The sequence below is a fragment of the Kineobactrum sediminis genome, from assembly GCF_002868715.1.
GTDB lineage: Bacteria > Pseudomonadota > Gammaproteobacteria > Pseudomonadales > Halieaceae > Kineobactrum > Kineobactrum sediminis.
Map to the genome: position 1 here is coordinate 242,960 of NZ_PKLZ01000007.1, position 18,095 is coordinate 261,054.

At 59.6% G+C, this 18,095-nt stretch carries 14 protein-coding genes; 8 read left to right on the forward strand and 6 right to left on the reverse strand.

Features of this window, described 5'->3' with window-relative positions:
- Positions 1-6 precede the first annotated feature (6 nt).
- Both recQ and CWI75_RS09275 read right to left on the reverse strand, forming a co-directional pair.
- Positions 7-1,812, reverse strand: a complete 1,806-nt coding sequence (gene recQ, locus CWI75_RS09270; RefSeq protein WP_101521220.1) for a DNA helicase RecQ — start codon at positions 1,810-1,812, stop codon at positions 7-9.
- A 62-nt stretch (positions 1,813-1,874) separates the two neighbouring features.
- Positions 1,875-3,374 (reverse strand): flavin-containing monooxygenase, encoded by a 1,500-nt coding sequence (locus CWI75_RS09275; RefSeq protein WP_101521221.1) that lies wholly within the window; start codon positions 3,372-3,374, stop codon positions 1,875-1,877.
- Positions 3,375-3,510: 136 nt separating this feature from the next.
- On the opposite strand from CWI75_RS09275, the gene CWI75_RS09280 reads away from it, so the two are divergent.
- From CWI75_RS09280 to CWI75_RS09290, 3 genes are all read left to right on the forward strand, one after another.
- Positions 3,511-4,542 (forward strand): helix-turn-helix domain-containing protein, encoded by a 1,032-nt coding sequence (locus CWI75_RS09280; RefSeq protein WP_101521222.1) that lies wholly within the window; start codon positions 3,511-3,513, stop codon positions 4,540-4,542.
- A gap of 216 nt (positions 4,543-4,758) precedes the next feature.
- Positions 4,759-4,965 (forward strand): cold-shock protein, encoded by a 207-nt coding sequence (locus CWI75_RS09285; RefSeq protein WP_101521223.1) that lies wholly within the window; start codon positions 4,759-4,761, stop codon positions 4,963-4,965.
- A 174-nt stretch (positions 4,966-5,139) separates the two neighbouring features.
- Positions 5,140-7,104 (forward strand): DUF3604 domain-containing protein, encoded by a 1,965-nt coding sequence (locus CWI75_RS09290; protein ID WP_101521224.1) that lies wholly within the window; start codon positions 5,140-5,142, stop codon positions 7,102-7,104.
- On the opposite strand, the gene CWI75_RS09295 is transcribed toward CWI75_RS09290, so the two are convergent.
- Positions 7,032-7,673, reverse strand: coding sequence for a peroxiredoxin family protein (locus tag CWI75_RS09295; RefSeq protein ID WP_101521225.1), 642 nt, complete (start codon positions 7,671-7,673; stop codon positions 7,032-7,034). The two genes, CWI75_RS09290 and CWI75_RS09295, sit on opposite strands and share 73 nt — an antisense overlap.
- Before the next feature lie 169 nt (positions 7,674-7,842).
- Between CWI75_RS09295 and CWI75_RS09300 the strand changes: the two genes are divergently transcribed.
- Positions 7,843-9,576 (forward strand): SLC13 family permease, encoded by a 1,734-nt coding sequence (locus tag CWI75_RS09300; RefSeq protein ID WP_101521226.1) that lies wholly within the window; start codon positions 7,843-7,845, stop codon positions 9,574-9,576.
- 43 nt (positions 9,577-9,619) lie between these two features.
- Here CWI75_RS09300 and CWI75_RS09305 read toward each other — a convergent pair whose 3' ends face one another.
- Positions 9,620-10,618, reverse strand: coding sequence for an aromatic ring-hydroxylating oxygenase subunit alpha (locus CWI75_RS09305; protein ID WP_101521227.1), 999 nt, complete (start codon positions 10,616-10,618; stop codon positions 9,620-9,622).
- 245 nt (positions 10,619-10,863) lie between these two features.
- On the opposite strand from CWI75_RS09305, the gene CWI75_RS09310 reads away from it, so the two are divergent.
- Genes CWI75_RS09310 through CWI75_RS09320 form a run of 3 tightly spaced genes read left to right on the forward strand, consistent with a single transcriptional unit; the run spans position 10,864 to position 13,334 of the window.
- The gene (locus CWI75_RS09310) at positions 10,864-11,637 is read left to right on the forward strand and encodes an SDR family NAD(P)-dependent oxidoreductase (RefSeq protein ID WP_206604683.1); all 774 of its coding nucleotides are present in this window, start codon (positions 10,864-10,866) and stop codon (positions 11,635-11,637) included.
- A gap of 3 nt (positions 11,638-11,640) precedes the next feature.
- Complete coding sequence (locus CWI75_RS09315; protein WP_101521229.1) at positions 11,641-12,267, forward strand: nuclear transport factor 2 family protein; 627 nt, start codon at positions 11,641-11,643, stop codon at positions 12,265-12,267.
- Between the two features lie 8 nt (positions 12,268-12,275).
- On the forward strand, positions 12,276-13,334 hold the full coding sequence (locus CWI75_RS09320; protein ID WP_101521230.1) for an alkene reductase: 1,059 nt from the start codon (positions 12,276-12,278) through the stop codon (positions 13,332-13,334).
- A gap of 64 nt (positions 13,335-13,398) precedes the next feature.
- Here the strand turns inward: CWI75_RS09320 and CWI75_RS09325 are convergent, their stop codons facing one another.
- Entirely contained in the window at positions 13,399-14,157 is a 759-nt protein-coding gene (locus CWI75_RS09325; protein ID WP_101521231.1) for an SDR family NAD(P)-dependent oxidoreductase, read from the reverse strand.
- A 217-nt stretch (positions 14,158-14,374) separates the two neighbouring features.
- Here CWI75_RS09325 and CWI75_RS09330 point away from each other — a divergent pair, with 217 nt between their 5' ends.
- Positions 14,375-15,133: an SDR family NAD(P)-dependent oxidoreductase gene (locus CWI75_RS09330; RefSeq protein ID WP_206604684.1), complete on the forward strand. Its 759-nt coding sequence runs from the start codon at positions 14,375-14,377 to the stop codon at positions 15,131-15,133.
- Between the two features lie 10 nt (positions 15,134-15,143).
- Here the strand turns inward: CWI75_RS09330 and CWI75_RS09335 are convergent, their stop codons facing one another.
- Positions 15,144-18,089: an insulinase family protein gene (locus CWI75_RS09335; protein ID WP_101521322.1), complete on the reverse strand. Its 2,946-nt coding sequence runs from the start codon at positions 18,087-18,089 to the stop codon at positions 15,144-15,146.
- Positions 18,090-18,095 lie beyond the last annotated feature (6 nt).

The window sequence follows — 18,095 nt, forward strand, 5'->3', positions numbered from 1 at the left end:
GTCTGGTCAGGAAGGTGTGGGGCTCCGGTGTCGGCCAATAACATCAAGGAAAGCCGAGCCATACTTGTCTCGCTTGCGCTCGCCCACACCAATCAAAGTGCCGAACTCGGCGATGGAGCGGGGCAGGTGAGCGCACATTTCCTGCAGGGTTCGATCCTGAAAGACAATATACGGGGGAATGCCCTGGCTGGCGGCCAGTTCGCGGCGACATTCACGCAGGGCCTCCCAAAGTTCAACGTCGAGATCTTCCGGCAGCGCCTGCCGGGTCTGTTGGCGCTGGGCCTTGCGGGCGATATCCAGGCGCAACTCCAGCGATTCCTCTCCCCGCAGCAGTGCCCTGCATTTATCCTGCAGACGCAGGGCGCCAAAGCGCTCGAGGTCCGCGTTCAGGTAGCCTCGGGCTACCAACTGTCGAAACACCGAGTTCCATTGGGTCTTGTCCAGCTTTTTACCAACCCCGAAGGTCGGCAGGCAGTGGTGATCCGATTGCAGGATCTTGTCATTCTCCACTCCTCGCAAGACATCGATAAGGTGGTTTACGCCAAAGCGCTGGCCCGTGCGGTACGTGGCGCTGAGCGCCATGCGTGCCGCCTCGGTGCCGTCCCAGGTTGGCACCGGTTCCAGGCAGGTATCGCAATTGCCGCAGGGCTCGGGCAGTTCGTCGCCGAAATAGTTGAGCAGGGCCTGGCGCCTGCAGGTGGTGATTTCGCAAAGACCCAGCATGGCGTTCAGGCGTTGTTGCTCTGCGCGCTTATGGTCCGCACTGCCTTCCGAACTCTCCATCATCTGGCGAAGCTTCAGGACGTCCTGTAACCCATATACCATCCAGGCATTCGCAGGTAATCCGTCGCGGCCGGCGCGGCCGGTCTCCTGGTAGTAGGCTTCGATGGTCTTGGGCAGGTCGAGGTGGGCCACGAAACGTACGTCGGGTTTGTCGATGCCCATACCAAACGCAATGGTAGCCACCATGATCACTGCCTCCTCGCGCAAAAAGCGGGATTGATGAGTAGCCCGGAGGGTGGCGGGGAGTCCGGCGTGGTAGGGTAGGGCGTTAAATCCCTCCTGCTGCAACCAGGCGGCAGTCTCCTCGACTTTTTTGCGCGACAGGCAATAGACAATGCCCGCATCGTGGCGATGTTCGGCCCTGAGGAACCCGAGCAGCTGCTGTCTGGGTGTGCTTTTCAGGGTGATCCGGTAACGGATGTTCGGGCGATCAAAGCCGGCTATGTATTTTTCGGCGGACTCGAGATTGAGTCGGCTGACAATTTCCGCTCGGGTGCGCGCATCCGCGGTCGCCGTCAGGGCAATGCGCGGTACCGCTGGAAAGCGTTGGTGGAGCAGGCTGAGTTGCAGATAGTCGGCGCGGAAATCGTGACCCCACTGAGACACGCAGTGGGCCTCGTCTATCGCAAACAGGGCTATCCTGGCTCGCTCCAGCAATGCCAGGGTACGAGCCTGTACCAACCGTTCCGGTGCAATGTAGAGCATGTCCAGCTCGCCCCGCAGCAGCGCCTGCTCAATGCCCTGGGCGATGCCTGGCTCCAGGGTTGAATTGAGGTAGGCTGCCTTCACGCCCAGTTCACACAAGGCGTCTACCTGGTCCTGCATCAATGCGATCAGTGGCGAGATCACGATACCGCAGCCGTCCCTGGCCAATGCGGGCACCTGGTAGCAGAGTGATTTGCCGCCGCCGGTGGGCATCAGTACCAGCGCATCGTGGCCCGCGATCAGGCGCTCCACAATGGTTTGCTGCAGGGGACGGAAGTCGTTGTATCCAAAAACGGACTGGAGGATATTCAGGGCAGGTTTCATGGGGCGGGAGTATACCTCATTACACCCCAGCTACCGATCATCCAATCCATGCAGGAGCGTGCTTATTTACCCGCCGCAGCTTTATCCACCGCAGCGCCAGTCGGAGGATTGAGCCCGAATGCGCTCCAGTCAGGCTCAGCCATACTGGCCACGAAACGGGAGAAGTTCCAGGGCCAGCTTGAGGGAATTCCCGATTCGTCAAGATACCAGCTGACGCATCCCCCCAGGTACCAGACGGTTTTCTTGGCGGCGGCCGTGCGTTCTTCTTCAAACTGCTGCATGGCGCTGTGCACGGGTGCGATCTGGTCGCAGTCGCCGTTGCGGAGCCGGGCCATCAGCTGCTCAATATAGTTGAGCTGGTGTTCGGCAATATCAATCAGGGAAAAATTGCCCACCGGACCGTTCGGGCCATTAAGCATGAACAGGTTGGGGAAGTCGGGCATGGTGATGGCAAAGTAGGCCTTGGGGCGGTCGGCCCAGAAATCGTCCAACCTGACACCATTGGTTCCACTGATGGTCATCGGTCTCATGAAATAGTCCGCGTGAAAGCCCGTGGCATAGACAATCACGTCCAGCTGATGCAATTGCCCATCCGCGGTGCGTATTCCATCAGCTTCGATGGCTTCGATATCCTCGGTGACCAGGTGAGACTGCGGGTGCTGTATGGCCTGGTAATAATCCGGAGAGAAAATGAGGCGCTTGCACAGGGGCGTATGGTCCGGGCGCAAACGCTCCCTGAGCACCGGGTCCGTTACCCCCTGCTCCAGATTATCAAGGCAAGCCTGGGCCATGCCCCGGGCCGCGTCGGATTCAATATCGGTAATCGCGGATGTGTAGGCTTCCACCGCCGCCATGTACTCCTCAACGTTCATCGCTTTTGCAAGCTGCTCGGGGTCGCGAAAAATCGCGCGTTCCTCGGCACTGAATTCGTTGTTTTCAACCGGCATGATCCACTGGGCGGTGCGCTGGTAGTGCTCCAGATGCCCGACCTTGCCCGCCAGGGCCGACACGATCTGCACACCGGTAGAGCCGTTGCCGATAATGCCGACCCGTTTGCCGGCCAGGTCAATACTGTTGTCCCAGCGGGCGCTGTGCAGCAGCGTGCCCTGGAATTGGTCCGCACCCTTGATCTTCGGGTACTTGGGGTGATGTAGCACGCCGGTGGCGGCGATCAGGATATCGGCGCTGTCGCTGTGGCCGCAGGCGAATTCGAGCTCCCAGCGACCCTCGATAAAGCGTGCTGCAGTGGCCTCCCGATTGAAGCGGACCATCGGGGTAACACCGTATTTGTCGGCTGTACGCTGGAAATAATCCTGCACCTCGGGACCTGGTGGCAACTGCCGGCTCCAGTGCGGATTGCGTTCAAAGCTGTAGGTATAGAAATGCGAGGGCACGTCACAGGTCAGGCCGGGATAGGTATTGTCGCGCCAGGTACCGCCAACGCGATCTGCTTTTTCGTACACAGTAACGTCGTCATAGCCGGTGGCTTGAAGGCGAATAGCGGCCAGGATGCCCGCCATGCCGGCTCCCAGGATAATCACACGCGGTTGTTTTGGCTTCATCCAGTAATCCCCCAGCAAATTTATGGCGCTCAGGTTACGCTACACCGATTGCTGTCGACGCATCGTAATTGCTCACTAAAAGGTACATAATTGCTCTTTTAGGGTCGGTTCGGACTTGCAGCGAGAGGCAGGAGGCATGGACGAGAGCACACCGGTACTCCCCCGCACAACAGCACCGGTATCCGCGCCCGGGATATTCGCACCGCTGGTGGAGCTGCTTTGCAATGAGCTTCGCGCCTGTGGTGCTTCGGTTCCGCAGCGCCCGCCGGCGGGCGACGCAATGGCCTTTACGCGCTGGTATCTGCTGGTGGTACAGCAGCTTGAAATGCATGTCGCCGGGGATGACGCGCACCCGCCAATGACCCGTGGTGAAGTCGAGCTGATGTGTCGTTGCGCCCTGAGTGCAGGGACACTCGAAGAGGCCATTGTGCTCTGTGCCCGTTTTGCCGGCATGCTTCATCCCCGCGCCGGTTCCATTCGGTTAAAGTGTCACGAGGGCAGAGCCTCCTTTCGACTCGACTCCCTGCGCGGGCGAGTCTCGGGTGCCAGCAGTCTGGTCGACATCACCGGTCTGTTTGCCTTTCGCCAGTTGCTGGAATGGCTTGTGGGGCGCAACCTACCCCTGGTACAGGCACATATTGGCCCAATACGCCGGAATGATGTATTGCCGTTTTTGCGTTTATTCGGCGCGCCGGTACTGGCCGGTGGCGATGACTATGCGCTCGATTTCGAACTCCCCGCACTGGCCTGGCCGGTGGTGCGAACCCCGGATGAATTCGATCTTTTCTTCAGGAGTTTCCCCTGCGCCATATTCCGCGTGGAGCAACATTACCTGCCGGACCAGGTCAGTGCACTGCTGGCAGCCGCGCTACGCCAGTCTGTCCCGCTGCCTACCCAGACCGAACTCGCAGCGGGACTGGGCCTCTCGCTGGCTACCTTTCGTCGGCGTCTGGCGCAGGCCAATACCGGCATGCGCCAGCTGCGCAAAGCGGTATTGCGCGACGCTGCCTGCGATTGGCTCGAGCAGGGTGAGTTGGGTATTGCGGATATTGCCTCGCGCCTGGGCTTTGCCGACGGCGGCAGCTTTCGCCGGGCTTTCCACCAGTGGCTGGGGGTTGCGCCGGGCACCTGGCAGGCTGTACAGAGAGGCGGGCAGGATCGGGCTTAACGCATGCACCGGGTCGCTGGCAAGCAGAGAGTTGACAAATAAAACCTTTACGCTATACTCCTACTTGCTTGAACGTTTTACACCTATTTATGCATACCATTTCGAAGTCACGATGTTAGTACCTCGGCCCTGATTTCATAAGTAATTGCACTACCTCAAGCCCAATAGCCCTCATGCAGGGGGTATCAATCTTTACCTGAAATACAGGACAGTAACATGGCTACTAGCACCGGCACCGTAAAATGGTTTAACGAAACTAAAGGCTTCGGCTTCATCGAGCAAGAATCCGGCCCAGACGTATTTGCGCATTTCAGCGCGATCTCTGGCTCAGGCTTCAAGACTCTGGTCGAAGGTCAGAAAGTTGAGTTCAACGTTACACAGGGCCAGAAAGGCCCACAAGCTGAGAACATCGTCGTCGTATAAGACGTAGCTGTTTTCCGCGAAAACCCCGGTGGCAACACCGGGGTTTTTTTTGTGTTGAACTTTGCCCGGAAGACAAATCCACGCGTGCAGTTCAACATTCCGGCTTCGGCAATTGACCCCACTATCCGCAAGCCTCTATTGTCAGTGCTTCGCTGACAATAACAGAGTCGTGCCATGGATAAGCTCACACACAGCGTTTCGCCGTACCACATCCTCTTTTTCATCCTCCTGCTACTGGGCGGAAACACCTTTGCCAGTAGTGAAAAGCGCGAAGCCTGTGCTGATCACCAGGCTGATCGACAAGCCTTTTTCGGCGACCTGCACGTGCATACCCGCTACTCTCTTGACGCCAGTACCCAGGGTACCCGAACGACGCCCGCGCAGGCCTACCTGTTTGCCCGGGGCCAACGTATCGGCATACAGCCCTGGGATGAAGAAGGGGAGCCGGGGCGTACACTGCAGCTGCGCCGGCCACTGGATTTTGCCATGGTATCGGACCACGCGGAACTGATCGGCGAAGTCAATATGTGTACCAATCCCCAGGTAGCCGGCTACCGCAGCTGGCAGTGCCGGGTTTACCGTGCCTGGCCCAGGGGGGCTTTCTATCTGTTCAATTATATGGCGTCCATGCGCGCCTCTCACCTGGGCATGTGCGGGGATGAGGGTGAACGGTGCCTGGCGGCGGCGCTGGCGCCCTGGGAAGAGATGCAGCAGGCATCAGAAGATTATTATGACCGTAGCGCCGATTGCAGTTTCACGACCTTCACCGGCTACGAGTGGACCGCCAGTGAGCCGGGGTCCGGCGGTAATCTGCATCGCAATGTCGTATTTCGCAATGCCCAGGTGCCGACACTGCCGGCAAGCTACATCGATACCCCCGGAGAAACACTATTGTGGGACAGCCTGGAAAAAGAGTGTAATGACGCCGCTAGCGGTTGCGAGGCCCTGGTAATCCCGCACAACTCCAACCTCAGTGCCGGCTATATGTTCAGTGGTTTGCAGGCGGATGGCACGCCCATCGATGCGGACTATGCCGCCCGGCGTCGGCGCATGGAACCCCTTGCGGAAATCATGCAGCACAAGGGTGCCTCCGAGTGTTTCTTTGCGCCCGGCATCACCCGGGACGAGCTCTGTGCTTTCGAACAGCTGGCCCTCGATAACATCGCGGGTTTCAATAACCTGCCACAGCCTGACACCGGCTTTCTTCGTGAAACCTGGCTCGAGGGGATAGCCCTGCAACAGGAGCTGGATATCAACCCGTTCCAGTTCGGGGTGATCGGCAGTACCGATACCCACCTTGGGGCTCCCGGCGCCGTTGCCGAAGACGACTTTCCCGGCCATGGAGGCGCGGGTGTACCGGCATTGAAATCGGTTCCCCCGGGCCTGACGGACAAACTCGAATATAACCCCGGTGGCCTGGCGGTGTTGTGGGCGGAGGAAAATACCAGGGACGCGCTGTTTGCCGCCATGCAGCGACGCGAGGCCTACGGCACCAGCGGCCCCCGTATTGTCACTCGCCTGTTCGCGGGCTGGGAGCTTGATGCGGATTTGTGTGCCGCACCCGACCAGGCCTCCAGGGCCTATGCCGCGGGAGTGCCGATGGGTGGTGAACTCGGTGCCGCTCCGGAAGGCGCGGTACTGCGGCTGCTGGTGTCGGCGCAGCGCGATAGCGGTACCCCGGACCATCCGGGCATGCCTTTACAGAAGTTGCAGGTCATTAAAGGCTGGATTGACGACGAGGGTACCCTGCACCAGCGGGTAGTGGATGTAGCCGGTGACCCGGAAGCGCGTGGTGCCGTGGATACCACCACTTGTGAGACCTCGGGCGAAGGTCATGCACAGCTCTGTGCGGTGTGGGAAGACCCTGCTTTCAACGCGCAACAGTCGGCCTTCTATTACAGCCGTGTGGTGGAAAACCCGGCCTGTCGCTGGAGCCAGCGGCAGTGTGTGGCAGCCGGTGTCGACTGTACTAACAAGCAGACCATTGGTCGCGGTTACGAAGGCTGCTGTGCGGCAGAGCACCGCCCGGTGATCCAGGAGCGCGCCTGGACGTCACCGATCTGGTATCAGCCCGCTTCGGCGGACAATACCTCAAGTGCGAAGAGCAGGGCGGCGTCGGCGGCCACTCGCCTGCTGTAGCCGTCCAGAAACAATGTGCCCGCTACCGTGCCATCGGGGGCAATCACGATCATGCCCGGATCGGGAATGCCGTAGTGATCATCCCCCGGCGCGTAATCGGTATTGAGGATGCCGAGTGTCTTGAAACTGAGCGCATCGATATCCGACAGCAACGGGATGGTTATGCCGTGTTTATCGGCAAAGGCCTGTTGCAGGTGTGGGGCATCATAGGTGAGCGCCACCAGGCCGACGCCGGCGGCATCGAAGGCCGCTTTGTGGGCCTGCAGTTGCACCATTTCCTTCATGCAATACGGGCACCATTCAACTGACCGGCTCGCCACCAGAACGGTGCCCCTGCTGCCGGCAAAGGGTTCCAGTAAGGTAATCTCCTCGCCATTGTGCAGTGCCCGCAGGCCCGGGAACCGCGAGCCCGGCGCCGGACCCTTCTGCATGGTGTCCTGTGGTACCGGGACAAACATATCGGCCGTTAATGTATCAACTGCAACCTGCCGCAGCGGTGCTCGCAGGGAATAGACAAGAGCGGCGAGCAGGACTGCCGCCAGGGTCACCATGATCAATGTACGTTTCATCAGCAGTGCTTCCACAGGCCCGGTTTGTTGTTATTCTACGCTGATCAGAATCCCAACAGCACCCCGGCAGAAAATAGGGTGACACCCTGGCATGCCTTACTTGTTAGCGGTAACGGGTTACACGTATGCTTGTGCACCTGTGTGCTTCCCCCTGGCTGGATACCCCTGCATGATTGAACAGTTATTGATTTCGGGCCTGTTTCTCTGGTTACTGTTCTGTTTGATCTTTACCGACTGGCCGGCAGCTCGCGTGTTTGTCGCCGCCATGTTGGCTGCCTATTTCCTCGGCCTTGTCGACACCTCGCAGGTGCTCGATAAAGCCTCGAATACCGGGTTGATCACGTTGATCCTGCTGCTGCTGGTATCCATCGGTCTGGAAAAACTGTCCTGGCTGAGCAAACTATCAGGCCACTTGATATCGCCAAGCTATACCCTGAGTCTGTTACGCTTGGGTGGCGTTACCGCGGTGTTTTCCGCCTTTGTCAATAATACGGCGGTGGTCGCGACCCTGGCCACCACTGTTCGCGCCAACAGGCACCACCCGGCATCGCGCCTGCTGATCCCCCTGTCCTACGCCGCGATCATGGGCGGCACCATGACCCTGATCGGAACCTCAACCAACCTTATTGTCAGCAGTTTTCTCGAGGACACGACCGGGCAGGGGCTCGCCTTTTTCGATTTCTTCATTATCGGCGTTACCGCGACCGGTGCCGGCTTGCTGGTGTTGTTACTGTCGGCGCGCTTACTCCCCCACGACAGCGCCCACGAAATCCAGGTGGCGGAGTATGTTGTCGAGGCGGAGGTGGGAGCCGGCTCCAGCCTGGTGGGCAAAACCATCGCCGAAAATGGCCTGCGGGACCTCGATGTCCTGTTCCTGGTGGAAATTGTGCGTGCCGAGCACCTGATCTCTCCGGTTGCTCCCACAGAACATATAGAGGCCGGTGACAAGCTGATCTTCTCCGGCGACGTGACCCAGGTGAATACACTGGACCGGTTTGATGGCCTGCGTCTGTTTGCGGTAGAGGAGGGGCTATTACGGGAAAACATGATGGAAGTGATCGTCATGCCGAATGCCGCGATCGAGGGGAAAACAATCAAGGACTCCGGTTTTCGTTCCCTCTTTGACGCCGCGGTCGTGGGCATGCGTCGCGGGGGCAAACGTCTTTCGGGCAAGCTTGGCAACATAACAATTCAGGCGGGTGACAACCTGATGCTGGCTACCGGTCCTGACTTCAATGAGCGCAAAAACCTCGACAAGAACTTCATGGTGGTGGATGACGCTGTTGCCGGGTCCACGACGACATCCTTTCAGAACTGGTTTGTGACGCTGTCACTGCTGGCCGTTATTGTCCTGGCATCTCTTGAAATCATACCGCTGATCAAGGGCCTGGCCTTTCTGCTGGTGGGCATGCTGGTGTTGCGACTGGTGCGCGCTTCCGATTTGCGGCGCCGTTTCCCCTTTGAATTGTGGTTGATTATTGCTTCGGCCCTGACCCTCTCACAGGCCCTGACCAACTCCGGACTGGTAGAGGTAGTGGCGCTGGGGCTGCAGGACAACCTGACCGGCATGGGGCCCTATACCGCGCTGATCGGGGTGTATTTGTGCACGTTGTTGCTGACCGAGCTGATGACCAACAATGCCGCCGCGGCGCTGAGCTTTCCCATAGCCTTCGGGTTGGCGGAGAGCTTCGGGCTGAATGTCATGCCCTTTGTGATGGCCGTGGCCTATGGCGCCAGCGCCAGTTTCCTGACACCCTACGGCTACACCACCAACCTGATGGTGCAGAACCTGGGGGGCTATGGCTTGCGCGACTATGTGCGCAGCGGGTTGCCGCTCTCGGTGGTGTACTCCGCTGTCGTCTTATTGATGCTGCCGGTGGTGTTTCCGTTCCAGGCGACATGACGCATTAGTGCGCCGTGCCGCAGCCGGGCGTGACGTTTTCTGGTCACTGACGCCAGCTGTCACTGGTATAGAACTGGGCGTACCACTTGCGGAATTTGGCGAAAGGGCCATCGTTGTCGCATAGCATCGGCTTGTCAAAATACTGTTTGTGCTGCCAGATGATCCGGTCCTCATCCATCTGCTTGCAAATGTCGGCAACAATGGCGTCGGCAACACCGCCCACCGGTTCCCGCCCATCCACCTTTTTCTGGAAAAAGGCGTAAAAAGCCTTGCTGTTTTCCGCATCGACAGGGGTCAGGTTAGCCATCAGCACGGTTTCACAGATACCGCTGAAGCGCACCGTGGCCTGGCCGGGCCCGGTATTGCGGTTTTCGATAATGCCGGTGATCTCGCCGCGCGGGGTGGACATTTTGCTGACCAGGCGCCCGGAGCGATTAATGCCGTTGAAGTCCAGCACCTCCGGCATCGGGATATTCTGGGTGCCGTGAACGTACAGGAAGTGCGCGGGGTCCACGGCATTTTCACCGATTTCCTGCATATGGGTACCAATGTCCCAGGTGTGGAGCTTGGGAGTACTCCAGGCATCGTTGCCCGGCGTGGCTTCTTCAATAACTTCCGGCTCGAACTGCGGCGGCGCATTTTCCGGGTGATACCAGACCCAGATCACCTGGTTGAGTTCTCGTACCTGCCAGCTGCGGATGACCTGCTCGCCCCGGGCGACCTTCGGTGGCAGGTTGCCAGCATAAGGCACGTCCGTGCACTGGCCTTCACCATTATAGGCCCAACCATGGAACGGGCAGACGATGGAGTCGCCCACCACTGCCGAGCCTCCACCGGCGTGGCCGCGGATACCGTACCCCAGGTGCGCGCCCATATGGGGACAATAGGCGTCGAGTACCTTGGCCTCTCCGTCCTCGGTGCGAAACAGTACCAGGTCAGTGCCAAAGTAACGCAGCGGCATGGAAGCGGCAACCTCCAGTTCGTGGGAATAGGCTACCTGGAACCAGCCCAGCGGAATTGGCATCGGAATACGTTTACTCATCACCCTAGCTCCTGCAAGATTCTGTCGATTCAAGTGTAGGTAACTCTACGGGAGCCGCGCAGTAATTGGTATGGCTTGCAAATACCTTACGAAACGTTACCGGGGTAAATAATTATACCGAGACTCCTATTCGGCGCTGGGGCAGGGCAGAAGCCAGCGGGGTGGTCTGTCGATAGTTGACCGCGCAGGCACCCGCTGCCTAAGCTGCAACCCGCTTTTTATTCTATCTTGAGAGAGGATTGTGCATGAGACTACAAGGTAAAGTTGCCATTATTACCGGCGCCGGCCAGGGCATCGGTGCCGCCACCGCACGGCGCTTTGCCGAGGAGGGCGCCGCCGTCGTTCTCGCCGCGCGCAGCGCGGACAAACTGGCGGCGGTAGCAGCAGAAATCGAGGCAGCGGGTGGGCGCGCGTTGGTGCAGCCTACGGATATTGCGGACGAGGCCGCCGTGAAAGCGCTGGTGGCCGCCGCGGTTGGCACCTTCGGGCGCCTGGATATCGTGGTCAATAACGCGGTCCTGATGGTCCCTGGCATGCTGGCGAAACACGATACCAAAGGCTGGCGACAGAATTTCCTGGTATCCCTCGACGGTGCCATGTTCCTGATGCGCGAAGCGCATTCACAACTGCGGGAAAACAATGGCGCCGTGGTGAATGTATCTTCTGTCTGTGGCCTGCTGGGGTCGATGGGCACCGCCGGTTACAGCGCCGCCAAGGCGGCCATGCTGGCCCTGTCGCGTAATGCGGCGATCGAGTGGGGCAAACAGGGCATTCGGGTCAACAGTGTTATCCCCGGTGCCTTCCTGACGCCAGCCACCGAATCGGTATTGCAGGACGATGCCTCGCGCAAGGCAACCGCGCAATCCATTCCTGTTGGCCGAATCGGCGATCCCCGTGAATGTGCCAACGCCATCCTGTTCCTGGCCAGCGATGAAGCTTCCTACATCACCGGTGCCGAACTGGTCGTGGACGGCGGTCGCATCGCCGAGCTCAACACCGGTAGCGCGAGCTGGGAGTGAAGCATGACCGACAACACATTGCTGCAGCGTATTGACCGGCTTGAATCCCTGGACGAAATCAGGCAACTGGCCGCGAAGTATTCGCTGTCCCTGGATATGCGCGACCTCGACGCCCATGTCAACCTGTTCGCGGCGGACATCCGGGTCAGTCGTGAATTGAGCGGACGCCAGCACCTGAAACGCTGGCTGGATGATACCTTGCGCCTGCAGTTCACCGGGACCTCACACCACATCGGCAATCACATCATTGAGTTTGATGATGCGGACCACGCCCACGGAGTGGTCTATTCGAAAAACGAACACGAAACCGGTGACCAGTGGGTGATCATGCAAATGCTCTACTGGGATAACTATGAGCGGATTGACGGACGCTGGTATTTTCGTCGGCGTTTGCCCTGTTACTGGTATGCTACCGACCTGAACAAGCCGCCGATCGGTGACGACAAGATGCGCTGGCCTGATCGTGAGGCTTATTCGGGTGCCTATCATGACCTGTGGCCTTCCTGGGATGATTTCTGGGGCAATCCACCCGGGGATGACGTACCCGAGGTGGCGGCCCCGGCACCTCTTGAAGAATTTCTCAACACCATGCGCCGCGGCGCGCCCGAGCCCCGTATTCGAATACGCTAGGAACTGTTATGGATTTGTTAACACCGCTTGAACTGGGTGCCCTGCACCTGCGCAACCGTCTTGTCATGGCGCCTATGACCCGTAGCCGGGCCACAACGGACGCCCGGCCCACGGCGTTAATGGTAGAGTATTATCGGCAGCGCGCAGGCGCCGGCATGATCATCAGCGAGGGCATTGCACCCAGCGCCGATGGCCTGGGGTACTGTCGTACACCCGGCATCTACACCCCCGAGCAGGTCGAGGGCTGGCGCGAAGTGACCGCGGCGGTGCACGGCGAGGGTGGCTGTATCGTTGCCCAGATCATGCACGTGGGCCGGGTCGCCAGCCACTACAACAAGCCCGCGGGCAGCCATACGGTGGCGCCCTCGGCGATCCCGGCCAAGGCTAAAATGTACACCGACCAGGCGGGTATGCAGGAGATGGATACTCCCCGGGCGCTGGAACTCGGGGAGATCGCCGGCCTGGTGGAGGAATATCGGCAGGCAACACTGAACGCCCTTGAGGCCGGTTTTGACGGTGTTGAGTTACATTGCACCAGTGGTTACCTGCCCGCCCAATTCCTGTCTACCGGTACCAATCAACGCGATGATGCCTATGGGGGCAGTGTTGCCAACCGGGCGCGCTTTGCCCTGGAAGTGATGGATGCCATGGTGGCGGTGGCCGGGGCTGATCGCGTGGGTATGCGTATCTGTCCGGACAACCGGTTTAACGACCTTGCCGACGATGACCCACAGGAAACATTCGAGTACCTGCTGGAGCAGGCTGCAGCCCGCAAGCTGGCCTATCTTCATGTAATTCGCATGCCCAAGGGGCGGGTGGATAATATTGCCCTGGGCCAGCGTTATTTTCCGGGCCGGCTGATCGCCAACGAAAGTTTTGATTTGCAGGAAGCCGAGGACGCGGTTGCAGCCGGGGAAGTCGCCGCAGTGTCCTTCGGTCGCGCTTTTATCGCCAATCCGGATCTGGCGGAGCGCTGGCGGGCGCGGCTGCCGCTGGCGGAGTTCGATATAGCCACGCTGTATTCTCCCGGTCCCGAAGGCTACACCAGCTACCCACCCGCGGTGTAGAAAATCCCACAGTAGCGACGGTGTTATATCGGTATAACACCGTCGCTACAGACTGAAGCCGTGTTTAGCGCACTGCGCCGCCACCGTCCACGGAGAGTAGCTGGCCGGTAATGAACGAGGCCCGGTCACTGCACAAAAACGCGACTGCCTCGGCGATCTCGCCCGGTTCTCCCAGTCGGTTCAGTACCGCGTTCTTTTTCAGCTGCTCGGCCATTTTTGGCTGTTCCTCAAAGTATTTTTCAACACCGGGGGTACGGATTACCCCGGGTGATACGGCGTTGATGCGAATACCCTGGCCACCGTATTCAGCGGCGGAACTTTTGGTAAGGATGTTGACGCCACTCTTGGCGGCAGCGTAGGCGGTATTGTAAGCCTGGCCGCGCAGGGAGGCGTTGGAGGAGATGTTGACAATGGCGCCACCGCCCGTGGCAAGCATGGCCGGTATTTCGTATTTCATGCACAGCCAGGTATTGGTCAGGCACATCGCCAGGGTCTGGTCGAATACTTCCCGGGTAAACTCATGAATGGGGCCGGAACCGCGGCTGACTGCAGCACTGTTACAGGCGATATCAAGACGCCCCCAGGTGGTAACTGCCGTAGCCACCATGTCCCGCACCGATGCCTCGTCGCTCACATCACCGTGTACAAATAGCGCCTCGGCGCCGGTTGCGGTAATCAATTCCGCTGTCTCCCGACCGGATTCGGCGTTGAAGTCCGCCACCACAACCCGCGCACCCTCGCGGCCAAAGCACTGGGCAATGGCGCGGCCGATGCCCTGTCCCGCGCCGGTGACGATACCGATTTTGCCTTCCAGAATTCCCATGGTGATACTTTCCTGTCGCTAGTGTTGTGTCGATTTTAGCGCGGGGAAAAAACCCTCGCAGTCATTGCGGCTTGATTTGAAACGACATTTTCCGCTGGGTACAACATGGCAGTACAGCGCCCTGAACAATGGCCGCCAGCCGTCATAAATACGACCTGTTCTTTTGTATCCCGGCGCGCAACGTTACTCTGTGGGGCTTGTAAAAAGGAGGATGAATATGGATACGTTGTTGAAAGGTAAAGTGGCTCTGGTTACCGGTGCGGGGCAAGGAGTAGGGCAGGGGATCGCGCTGGCATTAGCGACTGTGGGTGCACGGGTGGCGGTGAGCGGCCGCACCCGGGAAAAACTGGATGCGACAGTCGAGTTGATCCAGCAGCGCGGTGGCGAGGCGATCGCCGTCGTCTGCGATGTGAAATCACCGGAATCGCTGGGCCACAGTGTTGACGCTGTTATCGATGCGTTTGGCGGTCTCAACATCCTGGTCAATAACGCCCAGGAGGTGCCCCTGGGCAAGTTGCTGGACCTGACTGACGAGGCGGTAACAGCGGGCTGGGAATCCGGACCGATGGCCACGCTGCGGCTGATGAAACTGTGCTATCCGCACCTGAAGGGCGATGGCGTTATCATCAATCTGGGCAGCTCCGCAGCCAAACGCTGGGACATGGCAGGCTATGGGGCCTATGCGGCCAGCAAGGAGGCCATTCGCTCCCTGACCCGGGCTGCCGCCTGCGAGTGGGGCCCGGACAATATTCGCGCCAATGCCATCTTGCCGCACGCGCTGTCACCCGGGATGGCCTGGTGGGTGGACAACAACCCCGCAGAGGCCGAGGAGTTCTTTTCCCAGATCCCCCAGCGCAGGGTCGGCGATTGCGAGCAGGACATTGGCCGTTTTGTCGCCCTGCTGTGCAGCGAGGGCGCGGGCTATGTCAATGGCCAGAGTATTGCGCTCGATGGCGGCCAGGCCTTTCTGGGCTAGGAGCCTCTCACTACAGTTCCTCGACCGTCAAGCCCAGCTCGGCGATTGCCGCGCCAAGGGACTGATGCTGCTTGCGGCTGGTGATGACTGCGGTGCTGGCATTTTCCGGTTGCAGATAGAGTCCGGTAACCCTGCGCAGGTCGTCGAGGGTCACCGCCAGAATGGCGCGCCTGAACTGTTCCCGCTGCTCGTGGCTGCGACCGAACAGCCGGTTGTAAAAGTGTTGTCGTGCTTCTCCCGAGGGAGAGGCCGGCTTGTCCATGCTGCTGATTACGCCGAGGATGGCTTCTTCCAGGGCCTGTTCCTCGTGCCTGTGCTCGAGCATCCAGGCTATCGCCCGGTCAAAGTCGTTCAACGTCTCCAGCAGCCGTGGATCCCGATAAGAGAAAAAGCGAAAGGCGGCAATGCCTGAGTCCTGCGAACCGCCGCCGCCGTAAGCGCCGCCCTGCTCGCGAATGGCACGATGCAGGAAACCATTGCGCAGGAAACCACCCAGAACGGTGAGCGCCGCGGCGTCCGGGTGTCCCGAGGGTACGGTGGGATACGCCCTGGCGCAGAAGTTTACCTGGGTGTTGGCCAGCCATAATTCACGGCGCGGAACGCGCACCGGTGCCGCGCTGAAAACCGCCTGGCTATGGGTGGTGGCGGCAGTGGCGTCGCCCCAGGCGGTTAACGCGTGCTCCGCCACTGCGTGCACCGCATGCTCATCGGCAATAGCCAGCAGTTGTGGCGGCATACTGACGATTTTGGTGTGAATACCCTGCAGGGCAGCGGCAAAGTCCTCAAGGCCACTGTCGGTGGCCAATGCGTCATCCAGCGCCTTGATGCTGCGGATTCCGGCCAGCCCGCTAAGCTCGTGGTTGATTTGCGCCACGGGGCTCATGCCTGCACTGGCGGCGGCCATCGCCAGACCGTGGCCATTGCCGGTAACTGCCTGTTCGCGGCGCGCGCGGTACTGGCTTACCAGCTCTCGCATGCGGCCCAGTTCATCAAAGCGCACCTGGTACAGGCTGTCCTGCATAAGTGCCACCTGAGCCTCACTGTTACGTGCCAGCGCTTTCGATGACAGTACGAAATGAGCCTGTAGTTGCTGTTCATCATCGACTGCGCTGCGCATTGCGGTAGAGGCGCCAATACTACCAACAGTCCCCGCCTGGCGATGTTGTACCGCCAGGTAATCTTCACTGCCGAGCCCGACCTCGGTCAGCATCCGGGTGTACAGCGGTAGTAGCGCCAACTGCTGTTCCTCCAGCGCCGGCAGCTCACTGATCATCTGCTGGTACACCAGACCGTTGGTACCCTGTGTGTAACTGGTCAGTTTCAGGCCGTTGCGTTGATGGGTTTCGTAGCTGAGATCCGGGAGGCCCGGCGCCACATCGGCGAGGGTGACCTTGGGCAGGATGCTCATGTCATCCACCTGTTGCTGACGCGCGTCGAGCTGCTCGGCCAGGGTGATAACCGCGTGCCGCTCATCACTGTCCAGGGTGGCCTTGAGTGCTGCCAGCCGGTCGGCTTCCGCTGCCATCCGCAGGCCTGCCAGCTCTGCGTCCGGGGTCATTACCAAAGTGACCCGGTGAGGATTGTCCAGCAGGGTGCGCTGGGCAAGACCCTTGATATAGTCCGGATCGGCGATCTTTTCCCTCAGGCGGGCCAGTACCGGATCAAGGTCCAGCACCGCTACCGGGTCGGCATAGTGAGTGGCCGGCCCCAGCGCCTGGAGAATAAGCTGCAAACCATAGGGGAAGCCGTCGCCGCTGATTTCACGCTGGTGCAGTTCCAGCTGGTGCAATACCGCCTCCAGTTGCGCTGCAGGTATGCCATCGCGGGCGACGTCGCCAATCACCTTGAGCACCAGTGCCTCAAGTGCGTCCGCGGAGTCAGCTTCACTGCCTTCAATCCCGCAACTGAACACCATTTCGCGTTGCGAATCTTCCAGTCCGCACAGCGGCGATGGAGCCTGCCCCAAATCGGTGGTTTCCAGCGCGTGCATGAGCGGCGACGCGCTATTATCCATCAACACACTGGCCAACAGCTGGGCTTCCAGCAACTGCTCGAGGTCAGTGCTTTCACCGAGCAGCCAGCCGACCACAATGTGGGTTTTACGGGCGGTGTCACTATCGTCCACAGCATAGGGCTTGACGACACGCCGTGGTTTGCCAAAGCGTTTTTCCAGTGGCACCTCAATGCGTCCGGGCAAGGGTTCAAACCGCTCCAGGGCACGCTGCTGGAATACTGCCTGGTGCTCGTGTGCAGGGATATCGCCAAAGGTCATGAAAATGGCGTTGCTGGGGTGATAATGGCTTCGGTAGAACGCCTTGAGCTCCTGGTAGCTGAGCTCGGGGATATGCTCCGGATCACCGCCGCTGTTGTAGTGATAGGTGTTGGCGGGGAACAGGTGTTCGCACAGGGTCTGCCACAGCGTACTGCTGGCAGAACTCATGGCGCCCTTCATTTCATTGAAGACGACCCCTTTGTACACGAGTTCGCTATCGGGGTTGCCGGCCTCGGCAAACTCCACACGGTGCCCTTCCTGCGCGAAGTCCAGGGGGTCGAGCCGGGAAAAGAATACCGCGTCCAGATACACATCCAGCAGATTGCTGAAGTCCTTGCGATTCTGGCTGGCAAAGGGGTAGGCGGTCCAGTCGCTGCTGGTCAGGGCGTTCATGAAGGTATTCAATGAGCGCCGCAGCATCATGAAGAAGGGGTCGCGCACCGGGTAACGCTCGCTACCACACAGTACGGTATGCTCCAGGATGTGGGCAACGCCGGTGGAATCATGGGGAACCGTGCGCAGCGCCACCAGAAACACATTCTCGGTACTGTCGGCGGCAAAATGGTAATGCAGGGCGCCGGTATGCCGGTGCTGGTACTGTTCTACCCGCAGTTTCAGGGTTTCTATATCGTGGCATCGCAGCAGTTCGAATTCGGGATTGCTGACGGGCATCGCATTGCTCATCTCAGT